Genomic DNA, 14,906 nt, shown 5'->3' with positions numbered 1-14,906 from the left:
ATGGAACAAAGTCGGACTGCCAGCCCCGCCCCGCCAGAATCCGGGGACTTACGTCCCCGGCTCGGCTTCCCGATGAGACACCTCCTCGCCACCCTGACGGTGCTGCTCGCGCTTCCGGCCGCACGCGCCGCCGACCCGCGCGTCGGGCTTCGCCCGGCCTACGGCTCCGTGCCGGCGACGTTCGTGGACTCGATCACACCACCCGCTGCGGAGCGCGGCACGACCACGCGCGTGACATTCACCGGCCACGGCTTCGGCCCCGCGCTCGACGTGTGGGCGTCGCTCCCGGCGGGCGGCTTGAAGGCGGTGCCGGTCGAGAGCCGGCCGGACCGCGTCGTCTTCGACGTGACCGTTGCGCTGGACGCGCCGGTGGGCGTGTGCGGGCTACGCGTCGCCACCGCTCACGGGCTGTCGAACTTGCACCTGTTTCTGATCGACGACCTGCCCGTGCGGCCGGGGGCGGCTGACAGCCCGCTGTCACTACCGGCCGCCGCGTGGGGCACGCTCCGCGAGGGGAGCCGCGACCGCTACCGGATCGCAGTCGGGGCCGGCGAACGGGTAAGCTTCGAGGCGGTGGCGAACCGCTTCGGGAAGGACGCCGACGCGCTGGTGACGATCCGCGACGCGGCCGGGGCGTTCGCGGCCGAGCACGACAACAGTCCCGGCCTCGGCTTCGACTGCCGCTTCGAGCACCGCTTCGCCGCGGCGGGAACGTACACCGTGGACGTGCGCGACGCCCGGTTCCGCGGCGGCGACACGCACCACTACGTCCTCCGCGTCGGCCGCTTCCCCGCGGGCCGCGTTGCGGTGCCGGCGGCCGTCGAGGCCGGGTTCGTGGGTCCCGTCTCACTCCCGGAGGTGCCAGACGCCGCGTTCGCGATCGCCGCCCCGCGGCGGGTGCCGCTCGGGCCGTTCGACGCCGTTCTGAAACGCCCCGGTGACCACGGCTCGACGTGGGTGCCGGTCACGACCGCGGCCGGGCCGGTGACCGTGGCCGAGCCGTTCGACGCGGGGCGTGACAGCGGGCTGTCACAACTCGCCTCGCCGCCGGCCGCGTTCGCGTACCAGCTCGGGCCGGGCCGCTTGAACCCGTTCCTGGCGATCGACCGCACGCTGTCACACGGCCGCGCCCAGGCCACGCCGGCGGTCGTGCCCGGCACGCTGTGCGGCGTGCTGCGGACGCCCGGCCGGGCCGACACGTTTCGCGTCCGGCTGGCGAAGGGTGAGCGTCTGTTCCTCCGCGGCGAGGCACAATCGCTGAACTCGCCGGCGGAGCTGGAACTCGCTGTCACGGACCGAATCGGCCGCGAGCTGGCCCGCGGCGCGGAGCAGAACGACGAGGTGAACCTGAGCTTCACCGCCCCCGCGACCGGCGACTACGGCGTCGTCGTGCGCGACGCCCTCCGCGACGGCGGCGACGCATTCGCCTACCGCGTGACCGCCCGCCGCGACCCGTTCCCGCCGACGTTGACGGCCGAGGTTGAGGGGTTGACCGTGCCGCAGGGGTCGTACCAACCGGTACCCGTCGTGCGGACCGGCACCGGCAGTGCCGTCAAGCTGCGACTCGTTGGCGCACCACCGGGCTTGCGTCTGACACCGGACGAAATCCCGACCGGGGCCGCCTCGGTCGTTTGCAAGCTCGAAGCCGACGCGGCGCCGCTCGGCGTGCACACCGTGCAACTCGCCGCGGAGGTCGCTGGCGAGTGGGTGTCCGTGCGGACGCGGCCGCTGATCGACCGCAAGCTGGAGAACGTGGACCTGATCTCGCTCGCCCTCCGCGAAGACCAGCGGCGCCTGCCGGCCGCGGTCGCCGACCGGCTTGCGGTGCAGGTCACACCGCCGGCGCCGTTCACGTTCGAACTGCCGGAGTCGGTCGTGGTACTGCCGCGCTACCAGAAGGCGCCGATCCCGCTGGCCACGACCCGCGCCGCCGGCTTCGACGGGCCGCTCACCGTCACCGCCGCCGGGGGCCAACTCGCCGACAAGAACGAGGGTCGCACCCGCCTGTACGCCGAGTTCCCGGACGCGACCGCCGGTGTGGTGGCGGCGAAAATCCTGTCGAACCTCGGAAAGACGCGCGTGGCCGTCACCGCCACCGGCACCCACGCCGGCCGGCGGATCGCGCTGACGCGAACGTTCGACCTGGAGGTGACGACCGCGTTCCGGGTTGCCGCCGAGCCGGCGCAAGTGAAGCTTCTTCCGGGCGAGTCGGGGCGCATGAAGCTGCTCGTGAGCCGGGCGAAATCTTTCGACGGCCCCGTGACGCTGCGGCTGACGCCGATGGCGGACGTGACGTTTCCCGAGGTCGTGATCGTGGCGAAGGGAGCGACCGCGGCCGAGATTGACATCGCGGTGTCACCAGCCGCCGCGGCCCGGCAGCAGAACCTGACGGTGACGGCGACCGCCGACGTGGACGGGTTCGAGGAGGAGGTTCGTGCGGCGGTGCCGGTCGAGGTGCGGGCGGCCGCGCCGAAGAAGAACTGAGGTTCCGATGCGCTCCGCCCTCGCCGCCGTGTTCGCCCTCGCCGCCGCGCCGGCGTGCGCCGCGGAGTCGGTCGAGTTCCGCCGCGACGTGATCGCCGCGCTGTCGCGCGCCGGGTGCAACGCGGGTGCCTGCCACGGCTCGCCGCAGGGGAAGAACGGCTTCCGCCTCTCCCTCCGCGGCGCCGACCCCGACCTCGACCTCGTCACGCTCACGCGAGAGACCGGCGGCCGCCGCGTCAACCCGCAGAACCCCGACGACAGCCTCATCCTTCTGAAGGGGAGCGGCCGCGTGCCGCACCAGGGCGGCCGGCTGTTCGGCCCCTCCGACGCCGCCTATCGCGTCCTCGCCGAGTGGATCGCCGCCGGCGCCCGCGACAGCGCCCCCGCCGGCCTCGCCCGACTCGAAATCCGTCCCGGCGACACTCGGAAAACCGACCCGCCGGCGCGACAACTCGCCGTGTTCGCTCACTTCCGCGACGGCACCCGCCGCGACGTGACCGACCTCACCGTGTTCACGTCGAGCGACCCGGCCGCCGTTCTCGTCACGCCCGGCGGGCTCGTCACGCACCCGCGTACGGCCGAGGCGTCGGTCCTGGCTCGCTACCTCGACCAGATCGCCGGCGTGCGGCTCGTGCGCGTCGATCTCGATCCGGCGTTCACGTTCCGCGGCCCCCCGCCCGCGAATGCGATCGACGAACTCGTCTTCGCCAAGCAGCGCGAGCTGCAACTCCTCCCCGCCGTGGTCTGCTCCGACGAGGTGTTCCTGCGCCGCGTCTACCTGGACGTGACCGGCACCATCCCCACCCCCGAGGCCGCCGCCGCGTTCCTCGATTCGCGCGAGCCCGACAAGCGCGCGAAGCTGATCGACCGGCTCCTCGCGACCGACGACTACGCCCTGTTCTGGGCGATGAAGTGGGCCGACGTGCTCCGCGGCAGCCCGACCACGATCAGCGACCGCGGCGTCCACAGCTTCCACCGCTACCTCGTCCGCACGGTCGCCGACGACCGGCCGGTCACCGACTTCGCGCGCGACCTGCTGACCGCGAGCGGCAACACGCTGCACCGCCCGGCGGCGAACTTCTTCCGCGTCAGCCGCACGCCCGAGGAGGCCGCGGAGGCGACGGCCCAGCTGTTCCTCGGCGTCCGCGTGCAGTGCGCGAAGTGCCACAACCACCCGTTCGAGAACATCACCCAGGCCGACTACTACGGCCTCGCCGCGTTCTTCGCCCGGGTGCAGCTGAAGGGCGCCCAATTCGGCCTCGACGACGAGATGGTCGCGCTCGCCCCCGGCCGCGAGCTGAACAACCCGCTCACGCGCCGCCCGCAGCCGCCCGTCGCGTTCGGCGACCGCCCGCCGGGCCTCGGGCCCGACGACGACCGCCGCCGGGCACTCGCCGACTGGCTCACTGCCCCGGGTAACCGATTCTTCGCGCCGTCGGTAGCCAACCGCGTCTGGTACCACCTGCTCGGGAAGGGGGTCGTCGATCCGGTGGACGACTTCCGCGACACGAACCCGCCCAGCAACCCGGAGTTGCTGAAGCGCCTCTCCGACGAGTTCGCCCGCGGCGGCTTCCGGCTGAAGCCGCTGCTCCGCACGATCCTGAACTCGCGGACGTACCAACTCGCCGCGGACGCGCCGGCCCAGTCGCCGCGGGCCGCGGACCCGGAGCGGTACTTTGTGAAGGCCGCGGTGCGGATGCTGGCCGCGGAGCAGGCGCTGGACGCGGTGTCGGCGGCGACCGGCGTTCCCGAGGAGTTCAAGGGTTATCCGAAGGGGACTCGGGCGCTCGACCTGCCCGAGGGCGGGGTGTCGCACCCGTTCTTGCAGGCGTTCTCGAAGCCGGTCCGCGACGCGGTGTGCGAGTGCGCCCGCGAGGACGACCCGGGTTTGCCGCAGGTGCTGCACATGCTCAACAACGCCGGCGTGGTCGGCAAGGTGCGCGCGGCCGACGGCCGCGTTGCCGGCTGGCTGCGGGCCGGGAAGGACACCGAGTGGATCGTGGAGCGCGTGTACCTGGCGACGCTCAGCCGCCGCCCGACGGCTCGGGAACGCGAGCTGGTGACGCGGCACCTGGCGACGGTGCCAGACCGGGCCGCGGGGTTGCAGGACGTGCAGCACGCGCTGCTGAACACGAACGAGTTCCTGCTGCGGCACTGACGACTTGGACTGTCGGCAGAGTGCGCCGGGAGCGCGCGGCACGGGTGGTGGCCGGCGCGACACCTCCGCCACTTCCCGGTCAGCGCCCGGCGACGACGACACCGGTGTTGTCGAACGGCGCGGTGTACGCGGCGAACGAGATTCGCTCGGCGAGGGTCGTTGCGTCGAGCACCCGGACCCGCGACCCGCCGCCCGGCCCGGCCCCGGTGACGATCTCCGCCAACCCTTCTCCGTCGGTGTCGATCCCCGCCACATTCGCCCCGCCGCGGAATGACGATTCGAAGGCGTAGAAGTCCTTCACCACCGACCCGGACGCGCCGTCGAACACCCGGACGCGCGGCGAGCCGCCGCGACCCGCCCCGACCAGCACGTCCGCCGCCCCGTCCCCGGTCACGTCGGCGGCCGCCAGGCTCACCCCAAGGGTGAAGTCCGGCTCGAACGCCAGGAAGCCCGCCAGCCGCGACCGGTCCAGGCCGCTGAACACCGTCACCTCCGCCACCCCGCCGGCCCCGGTGGCGGTGATGATGTCGGCCGCCCCGTCCCGGTTCACGTCGGCGGCCGCCACCACGAGGCCGAAACGCAGTGTCTCGTCCGCGGCGAAGAAGTCGGCCAGCACGGCCCCGTCCGCCCCGCTGAGCACCCGGACGCGCGGCCCGCCCCCGGTCCCCGCCGCCACGATCACGTCCGCGAACCCGTCCCGGTTCACGTCCGCCGCCGCCACGCTCACCCCACCGGTGAAGCCCGCCTCGAATGCCTGGAAGCTGCCGAGCGGGCCGGCGGCCTGGGCGCCGCTGGCCCCGTCGTACACCCGGACCTCCGACCCGCCGCCCGGCCCCACCCCGACGACGAAGTCGGGCACGCCGTCCCCCGTCACGTCGGCCGCGGCCGGCCGCACCCCGCCCAGGAAGTCCGGGGCGAAGGGGACGAAGGGGAACATCCGTATCCCGGTCTGCGGGTTGTTGAACCGCACGACCGGCGGCGCTTCCCCCTGCGGGGCGAGGGCAAGGAACGGCAGCCCCAGGGCGCCGGCGGGGAGCGAGGTCGCCTCGGACGGGACCGGGAACAGCGTCCCGTCCGGCCCCTCGACGAACCCCGCCGTGGCCGGCACGACCCGGTCCTCGAGTTGCCACACCTCCAGCCGGACCCGGTGGGGCAGCCGCGCGAGTCGTCCGAGACGGGAGCGGGCGCCGGTCGGCCCGGGAACGTGGGTCGGCATGGGAGTCTCGGTGTGTCGTGCCATCGGCCTGCGCCGGGGTCAGCCGACGAACAGCCCGCCGGGGAACCGCTGGGTGAAGTCCAGCGAAATCAACACCCGTGGGGTCCCGCCGGTCGGGGTCATGGAACTCGTGTCGTACGCGTTCAGCCGCGTCCCGGCGTCGTCCCCGGAGCCGGTGATGACGTCGGCCCGCCCGTCGGCGTTCAGGTCGCGGGCGGTCACCCGGACGCCGCCCCGGCTGCCGGTGTCCCCGGCGAAGAAGTCGCCGAGCGGCTGCTGGACCCCGCCGACCAGGGCCTGCCCGCTCAGGACGAGGACCCGCGGGCCGCCGCCCGGGCCGCCGCCGGCGATCAGGTCGGCGCGCCCGTCGGCGTCCACGTCCCCGACCGCGATGAACGCGCCGTTCCGGAGGGTCTCCTCGAACACGAAGAAGTCGGGGAACACCGGCGCGAACGCGCCGGCCGCGAGCGACTTCCCGTCGTACCCGGACACCCGCGGGCCGCCGCCGACCCCGGCCGCCACGAGCAGGTCGCCGAACCCGTCGCCGTTCACGTCGCCGACCGCCACCCGGCACCCGCCGCGGAAGTTCGGGTCGGCGATGCCGAAGAAGTCCGCGAGTGTGGCGAAGTTGTCCAGCCCGCTGAGGGCGAGCACCCGCGGGCCGCCGCCCTCGTCCGGGCTGATCACCAGGTCGGCCACCCGGTCGCCGTTCAGGTCCCCGGCCGCGACGTAGACGCCGCCGGTGAAGTCGCCGAACGGGGTGATCGCGAACAGCTCGCGCGCGTCCCGCCCGTCGAGCACGCGGACCCGCGCCGTCGTCCCGGGGCCGGTGCCGACGACCAGGTCCGGGATGCCGTCGCGGTTGAAGTCCGCGGCCGCCGTCCGGACGCCGCCGGCGAAGTCGGGGAACGGGGTGGCCAGGAGCACGGGCGTCCCGTCCGGGTTGCTGATCGCGGCCACCTCGCCGCCGCCCTGGCCGACGGCGAACCGGCCGGAGAGCGTGCTCGGCGGGTCGTTCAACGGGTCGCCGAGGCCGGGCGTCCCGCCGGTCGAGCCCAGCACCCCGCGGCCCGGCGGCGGGACGCCCGACTCCCACCCGATGTCCGCGAGCAACGCGGCGTCGAGTGTGCTGAGCCGCTGGTTGGTCTGGTACGGCCCCATCAGCGCGGGCACGCCGTCGATCGTCAGCCCCGGTGCCCAGTGGCTGCCACCGGTCGGGACCGGCTGGCCGGTCAGGGCGAACACGGCCGGGCCGATGAACTCCAGGGCCGGGTTGATCCACCGCACGGTGGCGGGGTTCGAGCTGGTGAACCCGAGCCCGTGCAGCAGTTCGTGCTGGAGGGTGCTGACCAGATCCGACGGCGAGCCGGGCGGCGGCGGGGTGGTGCTCTCGTACTGCGGCACGTCCATGTTCACGTCGATCCGGATGGCGAAGACCGACGTGTCGGAGACCGGCGTGGCCAGCCGCCCGGTCTGCCCCCGCGCGACGATCGTGTCGTACCACGCCGGGTAGCCCTGGGCGCTGAACCCGGCCGACGCGCCGGTCGCGAGGGTATCGGGCCTCGGGAAGCTGCCCGCCGGGGCGCCCCAGGCGTAGATGCGGATGACGCTCGCCGGGATGGTCGGGTTGGGGATGACGACGTTTTGCCCGGTCGCGGTGTTCAGGAACTGGATCGACCAGTTGTTCCCCCGGGCCGGGTCGGGGGTGATGGCCGCGAGGTTGTCCTGAAGGTAGGGCAGCAGTTGCTGCTGGGCGTACTCGAGCAGCGCCCGCCGCTCGGGGGTGAAGTACCCGAACACGTCCTGCGAGTAGTCGTTCTCGAAGACCACGGCCGGGCAGTCGCGGGACTCCAGCCGTTCGCCACCGAGACGGACGCACCAGGAAGACGAGGGATGAGCCGGGGGCATTGGGATGCCTGGCCAGAGTGAGGGAGTTGAACGGATTATTCCTGATCTCAGGGTATCACGCCCCCGCCCGTTCCTCAAACCCACCGGCGGACCACCCCGCGGGCCACTCAGGTACCCGTCCGGACAGTTCTCCCAATCACTACGACCCGAACCGAGTCGGGCGTGGCGTCACCCGCCGACTCCCGTCCACCGTCGCAGGAGGTTGTGCGTGATCCGCTCGACGCGCGGGTCGGGCCCGTGCGGGCGGCCGTTGTGGACGAACGGCAGCCAGTGACCCGGCGGCGACGCCAGCCCCTGCGCCCAGAAGATCGTCGCCGCGTTGAACACCGTGTTGCCGCGCGGGCCGGGGTAAATCGTCGCCTCGTAGTGGCTCTCCTGCTCGGCCCCGTTCCACGTCTTGCCCGCGGCCAGCACCTCCAGCCCGGGAATCGGCGCCGGGTTGCCGTGGTGCTCCCAACCGACCAACCCAGGAATGCGGTCGCCCGCTTTCATTCCGGTGCCTGCGAAGGCCCAGTGGTCCGGCTTCGTACACACCCAGTCGCCGGAGCCGTTGAACGGGATGACGGTCCGCGCGCCGATCAGCGTCGCCTCGTCCGGGCCCGGTTCGGGGAGGTCGGCCATCCACTTCTCCTCCTCGGGCCGGATGCCGCCGTACCGGCCGCGGCGCTCGATGATCCGGTTCGGCCGGCCGTCGGAACTCGGCGAGAAGGGCGTGACGAAGCACACCGCGTTGCCGCTGAAGAAGCCGACGTTGACGCCGCGGCGTACGGCCTCGGAGACGTGGTCGAACTGCGGCCGGCTCCAGTACTCGTCGTGCCCGATCGACAGGAACGCCTTGCGGCGTGTCACGGTTTCGAGCGACGCATGCACGTCCTCGTTCGTGCAGTAGGTCACGTCGTAGCCGTGCTTTTCGAGCCAGTACGCGAAGGGGAACTCGAACAGCAGGAATTCGCCGGTGCCGAGTGACAGCGGGTTGTCGCTCACCTGCGGGTACTTGGCGAACGGCCGGTCGAAGCTGGCCCGCACGCCGGACACGAGCGGCTTCCGGTCCGGCCGGTCGTTGTCGTACAGCGAGTGGGCGTCGGGCCACTTGTTGTACGCCTGCCAGGTGTTCGTGCTGCACTGCACGAGCACGTCGGCCGGGCGGTCGTCGGTGACGACGAAGACGACCGCACTCTGGTAGCGGTGCGCGGCGGCGGACAGCTTGGCGAGGTAGACGCCGCTCGGCCAGTCGGCGGGAACGGTGAGCGCGGCGGCCGCCGGCCAGCGGCACTCGCGGAGCCGCGCCGGGCCGACCGGCGGCGTCGGCTGTGGTGTGACGTTCACCGGCCCGAGTGAGCGCACCAGCCGGCCGCCGGCGCCGCCGTAGTAGCCGAGGCGGTAGACGTCGATCGTCACGGCCGACGCCGGCACGCAGCTGACGCAGAAGCCGATCTCCTGGCCCGCCTTCACGCTCATCCGGGTGGCGTAGCCTTCGAGCACGGACTGCCGGTACTTCGCGGCGGCGTCGAACTTCACGTAGGAGAGCTGCCAGTCGGTCGAGCCGGGGCGGGCGTTCTCGTCGGCGATGAGCTTCGGCCGTGCGGGTTGGGCGCCGGTGGCGGCGAGGGCGGCAAGCGCCTGGCGGCGGGTCGGGCGGGGCATGGGCGGCTCCTGGGGTGGCCCCACTGTACCGCACCGCCGCCGCGCCGCAACCGCCCTTCGCGCCGCCGGCGCCGAATGGTACAGCCGCACACCATGCCGACCGTCGTCGTCGCACCCGCCGTCGCCCGCTGGCTCACCGCCGCGCCCGGCAACAACGTCGGCGAGCGCTCCTGCACTGTGAGCGGCACGACAGTGCGCGAAGTGCTCGACGCGCTGTTTGTGGCGTACCCCACGCTCCGAAGCTACGTCGTGGACGAGCGCGGGGCGCTCCGGCACCACGTCGTCGCGTTCGTGGACAACGTCGCCGTCGCCGACAAGGCGCGGCTCGCGGAGCCGGTGCCGGCCGACGCCGAAGTCTACCTCTGTCAGGCTCTTTCCGGGGGATGACGCCCATGTCCGACCGCGTGCTCGTGTCCACCCGCAAGGGGCTGTTCACCCTCGACCGCGGCCCCGCGGGGTGGGGTGTCGGTGGGGTGTCGTTTCTCGCCGAGAACGTGACGCTGACCCACGTGGACCCGCGCGACGGCGGCTGGTACGCGGCCCTGAACCTCGGCCACTTCGGGGTGAAGCTGAAGTTCTCGCCCGACCAGGGGAAGACGTGGGAGGACCGGGCCGCGCCCGCGTACCCGGAGGGCGAGGTGGTCGGCACCGGCGACGGCAAGCCGCCGAACCCCGCGACGCTGAAGCTGATCTGGGCGCTGGAGTCGGGCGACGCCACGCAGCCCGGCCGGCTGTGGTGCGGTACACTGCCGGGCGGGTTGTTCCGCTCCGACGACGGCAGCCGGTCGTGGGAGCTGGTCCGCGGGCTGTGGGACATGCCGGAGCGGATGCACTGGATGGGCGGCGGCGCCGACCACCCCGGCATCCACTCCGTCCTCCGCGACCCGCGCGACCCGAACGTCCTTCGCGTGGCCGTGTCGACCGGCGGGGTGTGGACGAGCACCGACGGCGGGGCGACGTGGGCGGTCGGCACCGGGATGCACGCCGACTACATGCCGCCGGAGTTGCGCCTGAACCCGGTGGCGCAGGACCCGCACATCATGCGGCACTGCCCGGCCGCGCCCGACCGGCTGTGGATTCAGCACCACAACGGCGTGTTCCAGTCGGCCGACGGGGCGCGGACGTGGGCGCACGTCCCGAACGCCGCCCCGAGCGGCTTCGGCTTCGCGGTCGCGGTCCACCCGACGGACCCCGACACCGCGTGGTTCGTGCCGGCGACGAAGGACGAGCGGCGCGTGCCGGTGGACGGGAAACTGGTGGTGAGCCGGACGCGCGACGGCGGGGCGTCGTTCGACGTGCTGCGGAACGGGTTGCCGACCGAGCCGGCCTACGACATCGTCTACCGGCACGCGCTGGCGATCGACGCGACCGGCGACCGCCTGGCGTTCGGCTCGACGACCGGCGGTGTATGGCTGACGGAGGACGGTGGCGACAACTGGGCGCAGCTCGCCGCCCGGCTGCCGCCGGTCCACGCGGTCACGTACGCTCCGTAATCGCTTTTCGCTGGCGTTCCCGGGCCGCGGCGGGGATCATATCCTTCCCTCCCCGCCGCCCCTCCGGAGCCGCCATGTCCCGCCTCGCGTTCCCACTCCTCGCACTCGCCGCCCTGCCGGTCGCCGCGACCGCCGACTGGCCGCAGTTCCGCGGGCCCACCGCCCAGGGGCACGCCGACAAGGCTGACCCGCCCATCACCTGGAGCCCGACCAAGAACGTCCGCTGGCGCACGCCCGTCGCCGGCTCCGGCTGGTCGTCGCCGGTCGTCGCCGGCGGCCGGGTCTACATCACAACTGCCGTGCCACAGAGCGAGGAGAAGAAGGCCAGCCAGTCGCTGCGGGCGCTCTGCCTCGACGCCGCCACCGGGGCCGTGCTGTGGGACGTGGAGGTGTTCCAGCAGGACGGCAAGGACGCCCCGAACATCCACTCGAAGAACAGCCACGCCAGCCCGACGCCGGTCGTGGACGGAGACCGCGTCTACGTCCACTTCGGCCACATGGGCACAGCCTGCCTCAACGCCGGCACCGGGGCGACGCTGTGGCAGACGCGCGAGTTGCGCTACGCCCCCGTCCACGGCAACGGCGGCAGCCCGGTTCTGACACACGGCAAACTCGTGTTCAGCATCGACGGCACCGACAAGCAGCAGGTCGTGGCCCTCGACGCGGCCACCGGGAAGGCGTCGTGGACGACCCCGCGCGACGCCAAGCCGGGGAAGCCGTTCTCGTTCGGCACCCCGCTCGTGGTGTCGGTGAAGGGCTCGGACCAGCTCGTGTCGGTCGGCAGCGACGTGGTGATGGGGCTGGAACCCGGCACGGGCAAGGAGGTGTGGCGGGCGAAGTTCAGCGGCTACTCGGTGGTGCCGCGACCGGTGGCGGGGAACGGCATGGTCTACTTCAGCACCGGTTACGACAACCCCGTGCTGTATGCGGTGAAGCTCGGCGGCACCGGCGACGTGACGGCCACGCACGTGGCCTGGACGGCGAAGAAGGGCGCCCCGCGGAACGCCTCGCCGCTGCTGATCGGCGACGCGCTCTACTGCGTCAGCGACTCTGGCGCGCTGACCTGCTTTGACGCGATGACGGGGCGGGAGCGGTGGGCCGAGAACCTGGGCGGGGCGTACTCGGCGTCGCCGGTCTACGCCGGCGGCCGGGTGTACCTGCTGGCGGAGGACGGCACCGGCGTGGTGTTCAAGCCGGGGGCGGAGTACGAGGAACTGGCGAAGAACCGGCTGGAAGAGAAGGCACTGGCGAGCTACGCGGCCGAGGGGCCGGCGCTGTTCGCCCGCACCGCGAAGGCGGTGTACCGGCTGGAGGGGAAGTGAGGCAGTCTCCCGCAGAGGCGCAGAGCCGCGGAGAAGAACGAAGCCAATTCCGTTCTCCTCCGCGGCTCTGCGCCTCTGCGGGAGCTTGAATTTCTTCCTTACTCCACGTTCCACAACACCGCGGTCGCGTCCGTCGCTCCGGACGCCAGCCGCTTCCCGTCCGCAGAGAAGCCCAGCGCCGTCACCGCGCCGCGGTGCCCGTCCAGCGTCAGACCCCCGGCCCCGGTCGCGGCCGCGAACACCCGCACCACCGTCGTGCCGACCGCGAGCCGCGAGCCGTCGGGGCTGAACGCCAGGCTCGTCACCGCCGCGTCCGCCACCGGGGCCGACCACAGCACCGCCCGTGTCGCCCGGTTGAGGACGTATACCCGGCCCCACCCCTGTCCCGGCGGGAACGTCGCCACGCCGACGGCCACCCGCGACCCGTCCGCCGACACCGCTACCGACTTCACCACCGCCGGCGGCACCCCCGGCTGCTGCGGCCCGAGCGGCCCTGCCAACCCCAGCGCGGCCGGCACGTCGAACCCCACGTCGGTTTCCGGCGGCGACTGCCGATCGGTCACGGTCAGGTGTTGCTGCTTGCCCGTGGTCACGTCCCACGTCGCCAGTCGCCCGAAGTGGTCGGTCGTCACCACCCCGGACCCGCCGGCCGCGAACGCGACCCCCTGCACTGGCCCCGGCATCCCGTCCGGCGGCACGCGCTCCACGCCAGTCACGCCGTCGAACACACGGATGACCCCGCGAGCGGAGCCGGAGCCGCTGCCCACGGCCAGGGTGCGCAGGTCGTTCGCCACGGCCAGCGGCTGCGGCGGCGTCCCCTCACTCATTGCCGTCCAGTGGCCGGACCCGTTGCCGTCCAGCGCCCACCAGCGGACCTCCAGCGTGCGGTTGCGGACGTGGCCCACGGCGGCGACGTGCCGGCCGTCGGGGGTGAACGCGACCGCCCCACCGCCGGCCACGAAGCCGATGAGCCCGGGGAGCGGGAACCGCCGCACCACCGTGCCGCGGGCCGTGTCCCAAACGACCACCTGCCTCGGGCCCGTGTTGCCGGCCGGGTCGGGGTCTTCGCCCACGACGGCCACCCGGGTGCCGTCCGCCGACGCCGCCGCGGCGATGTGGGGGGCCGGGTCGCCGAACGCCCGCAGTTCCTTCCCGTCGGCGGCGTCCCACACGCGGAACGAGCCGTCGGGGCACGCGGTCACGAGTTCTCCGCCGCCGGGCAGGAACGCTGCCGGGCCGTGCTCGCGCACCTTCCCCGCGAGCTTCGCCCCGGTCGAGCAGTCGGCGTGCCACAGCCAGCCGTCGCCGTTGCCGTCGGTCTGAGCGAACCGGGTGCCGTCGGCACTCACGGCGGTCGGGCCGATCACGTCGCCCTTGCGGCCAGTGTGGCGGGCGAACGCCAGCACCGGTCCGGCCCTGCGATCCACGAGGGTCCACACCCGCGCCGCCGGGAGGAGGTTGCCGGCCGCGTCCTGCTCGGGGACGAGGAGGCGGCGGCCGGCGTCGAACGGAACGGCCCGCAGTACCCACCGTGACCCGACCGCGACACCGGGTCCGTCACGCTCGACGCCAGTCGCGGCGTCCCAGAAGCGGACGCGCCCGCCGCCGACGGAGGTGAGCGTGCCGTCGGGAAGGAAGCCGAGGCGGGTGACGCCGAGCGGATCGACCAGGCCGAAGGCGCCGTCGGTGCCGTGGCGGAAGCGGGTGGTGCCGAGCCGGACGATGGCCCGCGGGGGCAAGGGTGCCGCGGGAAGGGCCGGCAGCACCTCGGGCTTCGGCGGCTCGGGCATCGACGCCGTTGCCGGGGCGGGCGACGGCGGCTGGTGGTTGGATCCGAACCACGCAGCCGCCCCCACGGCCACGCCGACTGCGGTGACGCCGGCGACGACCCACGCGGGGCTGAGGCCGGCCGGCGCACCGCCGCGCGCCAACTCCGTCACGCCCGCGGGGGCGGTGCCGCCGGCGGCCAGGTCGAGCGTCGCGGCCCGCACCTGCGGAGGGAGTGCGCTCACCGCCGACGGCGCGACCGCCCCGGCGACGAGGGCCACGGCCGGGGCGACGCCGCGGGTGGTGAGGCGAGAGCGGAGGAGTTCGCGGCCGCGGTCGAGCCGGCGGCGGAGCGTGCTGAGGGTCCAGCCGAGTTCGGCCGCGGCCTCGTCCTGGGTCTTCCCGTGGTACAGGCACGGCAGCACCGCCGCCCGCAGGTCGTCCGGGAGCGCCGCGATCTCCTCGTCGACGACGGCGAGCAGGTCGTCCCACTTGCCGGCCGGCACGGCTTCCGGCTTCGCCCCGGCCCGGCTCGCGCGCTCGTGCCGGGTGTCGCGGCGGCGCGCAGCCGCCGCCACCCGCCGGGCCACGCCGAACAGCCAGCCGGGGAGCGAGTCCGGATCGCGGAGCCCCGCGGCCTTGCGGGCGAGGACGAGGAACGTGGCCTGGAACGCGTCCTCGGCGGCGTGGGCGTGCCCGCCGACGGCGCGGCGGCAGGCGCCGAGCACGAGCGGCCCGTGCCGGTCGAGCAGTTGCGCGAACGCGGCCGGGTCGCCGGCGGCGTAGCGGCGGAGGAGGACGCGGTCGGGCTCAGTGGTGTCGGGGCGGTACGCGGGGCGGATCATGGTCGGCCTCGGGGAAGCGACTACCCGGGTACTGCCCGCCCGCCGGGCCGGCCGCTCAGGATTCCGCCT

General features: G+C 73.6%; 9 protein-coding genes. 5 read left to right on the top strand and 4 right to left on the bottom strand.

The window, feature by feature from the left end:
• Positions 1–72 precede the first annotated feature (72 nt).
• Together ETAA1_RS20240 and ETAA1_RS20235 are read left to right on the top strand one after the other, a co-directional pair.
• Positions 73–2,484 carry a hypothetical protein gene (locus tag ETAA1_RS20240; protein WP_202920286.1) on the top strand — a complete coding sequence of 804 codons (2,412 nt, stop codon included), beginning with the start codon at positions 73–75 and terminating at the stop codon, positions 2,482–2,484.
• Between the two features lie 7 nt (positions 2,485–2,491).
• The gene (locus ETAA1_RS20235; RefSeq protein WP_145241652.1) at positions 2,492–4,642 is read left to right on the top strand and encodes a DUF1549 and DUF1553 domain-containing protein; all 2,151 of its coding nucleotides are present in this window, start codon (positions 2,492–2,494) and stop codon (positions 4,640–4,642) included.
• Between the two features lie 79 nt (positions 4,643–4,721).
• Here the strand turns inward: ETAA1_RS20235 and ETAA1_RS20230 are convergent, their stop codons facing one another.
• The 3 genes from ETAA1_RS20230 to ETAA1_RS20220 form a co-directional block, all read right to left on the bottom strand.
• Positions 4,722–5,858 carry an FG-GAP repeat domain-containing protein gene (locus ETAA1_RS20230; protein ID WP_202920285.1) on the bottom strand — a complete coding sequence of 379 codons (1,137 nt, stop codon included), beginning with the start codon at positions 5,856–5,858 and terminating at the stop codon, positions 4,722–4,724.
• Between the two features lie 39 nt (positions 5,859–5,897).
• On the bottom strand, positions 5,898–7,688 hold the full coding sequence (locus ETAA1_RS20225; protein ID WP_145241648.1) for an FG-GAP repeat domain-containing protein: 1,791 nt from the start codon (positions 7,686–7,688) through the stop codon (positions 5,898–5,900).
• 246 nt (positions 7,689–7,934) lie between these two features.
• Positions 7,935–9,410 carry a N,N-dimethylformamidase beta subunit family domain-containing protein gene (locus ETAA1_RS20220; protein WP_145241646.1) on the bottom strand — a complete coding sequence of 492 codons (1,476 nt, stop codon included), beginning with the start codon at positions 9,408–9,410 and terminating at the stop codon, positions 7,935–7,937.
• A 93-nt stretch (positions 9,411–9,503) separates the two neighbouring features.
• Here ETAA1_RS20220 and ETAA1_RS20215 point away from each other — a divergent pair, with 93 nt between their 5' ends.
• The 3 genes from ETAA1_RS20215 to ETAA1_RS20205 all read left to right on the top strand — a co-directional run bounded on the left by ETAA1_RS20215 (position 9,504) and on the right by ETAA1_RS20205 (position 12,225).
• Positions 9,504–9,797, top strand: coding sequence for a ubiquitin family protein (locus ETAA1_RS20215; RefSeq protein WP_145241644.1), 294 nt, complete (start codon positions 9,504–9,506; stop codon positions 9,795–9,797).
• A gap of 5 nt (positions 9,798–9,802) precedes the next feature.
• Positions 9,803–10,903, top strand: a complete 1,101-nt coding sequence (locus tag ETAA1_RS20210) for a WD40/YVTN/BNR-like repeat-containing protein (RefSeq protein WP_145241642.1) — start codon at positions 9,803–9,805, stop codon at positions 10,901–10,903.
• Positions 10,904–10,977: 74 nt separating this feature from the next.
• Positions 10,978–12,225: a PQQ-binding-like beta-propeller repeat protein gene (locus ETAA1_RS20205; protein ID WP_145241640.1), complete on the top strand. Its 1,248-nt coding sequence runs from the start codon at positions 10,978–10,980 to the stop codon at positions 12,223–12,225.
• A 98-nt stretch (positions 12,226–12,323) separates the two neighbouring features.
• On the opposite strand, the gene ETAA1_RS20200 is transcribed toward ETAA1_RS20205, so the two are convergent.
• Complete coding sequence (locus ETAA1_RS20200; RefSeq protein ID WP_145241638.1) at positions 12,324–14,837, bottom strand: sigma-70 family RNA polymerase sigma factor; 2,514 nt, start codon at positions 14,835–14,837, stop codon at positions 12,324–12,326.
• Positions 14,838–14,906: the final 69 nt, after the last annotated feature.

The organism is Urbifossiella limnaea, assembly GCF_007747215.1.
In the GTDB taxonomy this organism is placed as follows: domain Bacteria; phylum Planctomycetota; class Planctomycetia; order Gemmatales; family Gemmataceae; genus Urbifossiella; species Urbifossiella limnaea.
Note: the sequence above shows the minus strand (reverse complement) of the source record. Positions and strands in the feature narration are given on the sequence as shown.

Excerpts from the sequence above, each read along its gene's own strand:
- ETAA1_RS20200 (WP_145241638.1), bottom strand. The coding sequence starts at position 14,837 with ATGATCCGCCCCGCGTACCGCCCCGACACCACTGAGCCCGACCGCGTC.
- ETAA1_RS20240 (WP_202920286.1), top strand. The coding sequence starts at position 73 with ATGAGACACCTCCTCGCCACCCTGACGGTGCTGCTCGCGCTTCCGGCC.
- ETAA1_RS20220 (WP_145241646.1), bottom strand. The coding sequence starts at position 9,410 with ATGCCCCGCCCGACCCGCCGCCAGGCGCTTGCCGCCCTCGCCGCCACC.
- ETAA1_RS20230 (WP_202920285.1), bottom strand. The coding sequence starts at position 5,858 with ATGCCGACCCACGTTCCCGGGCCGACCGGCGCCCGCTCCCGTCTCGGA.
- ETAA1_RS20215 (WP_145241644.1), top strand. The coding sequence starts at position 9,504 with ATGCCGACCGTCGTCGTCGCACCCGCCGTCGCCCGCTGGCTCACCGCC.
- ETAA1_RS20235 (WP_145241652.1), top strand. The coding sequence starts at position 2,492 with ATGCGCTCCGCCCTCGCCGCCGTGTTCGCCCTCGCCGCCGCGCCGGCG.
- ETAA1_RS20210 (WP_145241642.1), top strand. The coding sequence starts at position 9,803 with ATGTCCGACCGCGTGCTCGTGTCCACCCGCAAGGGGCTGTTCACCCTC.
- ETAA1_RS20205 (WP_145241640.1), top strand. The coding sequence starts at position 10,978 with ATGTCCCGCCTCGCGTTCCCACTCCTCGCACTCGCCGCCCTGCCGGTC.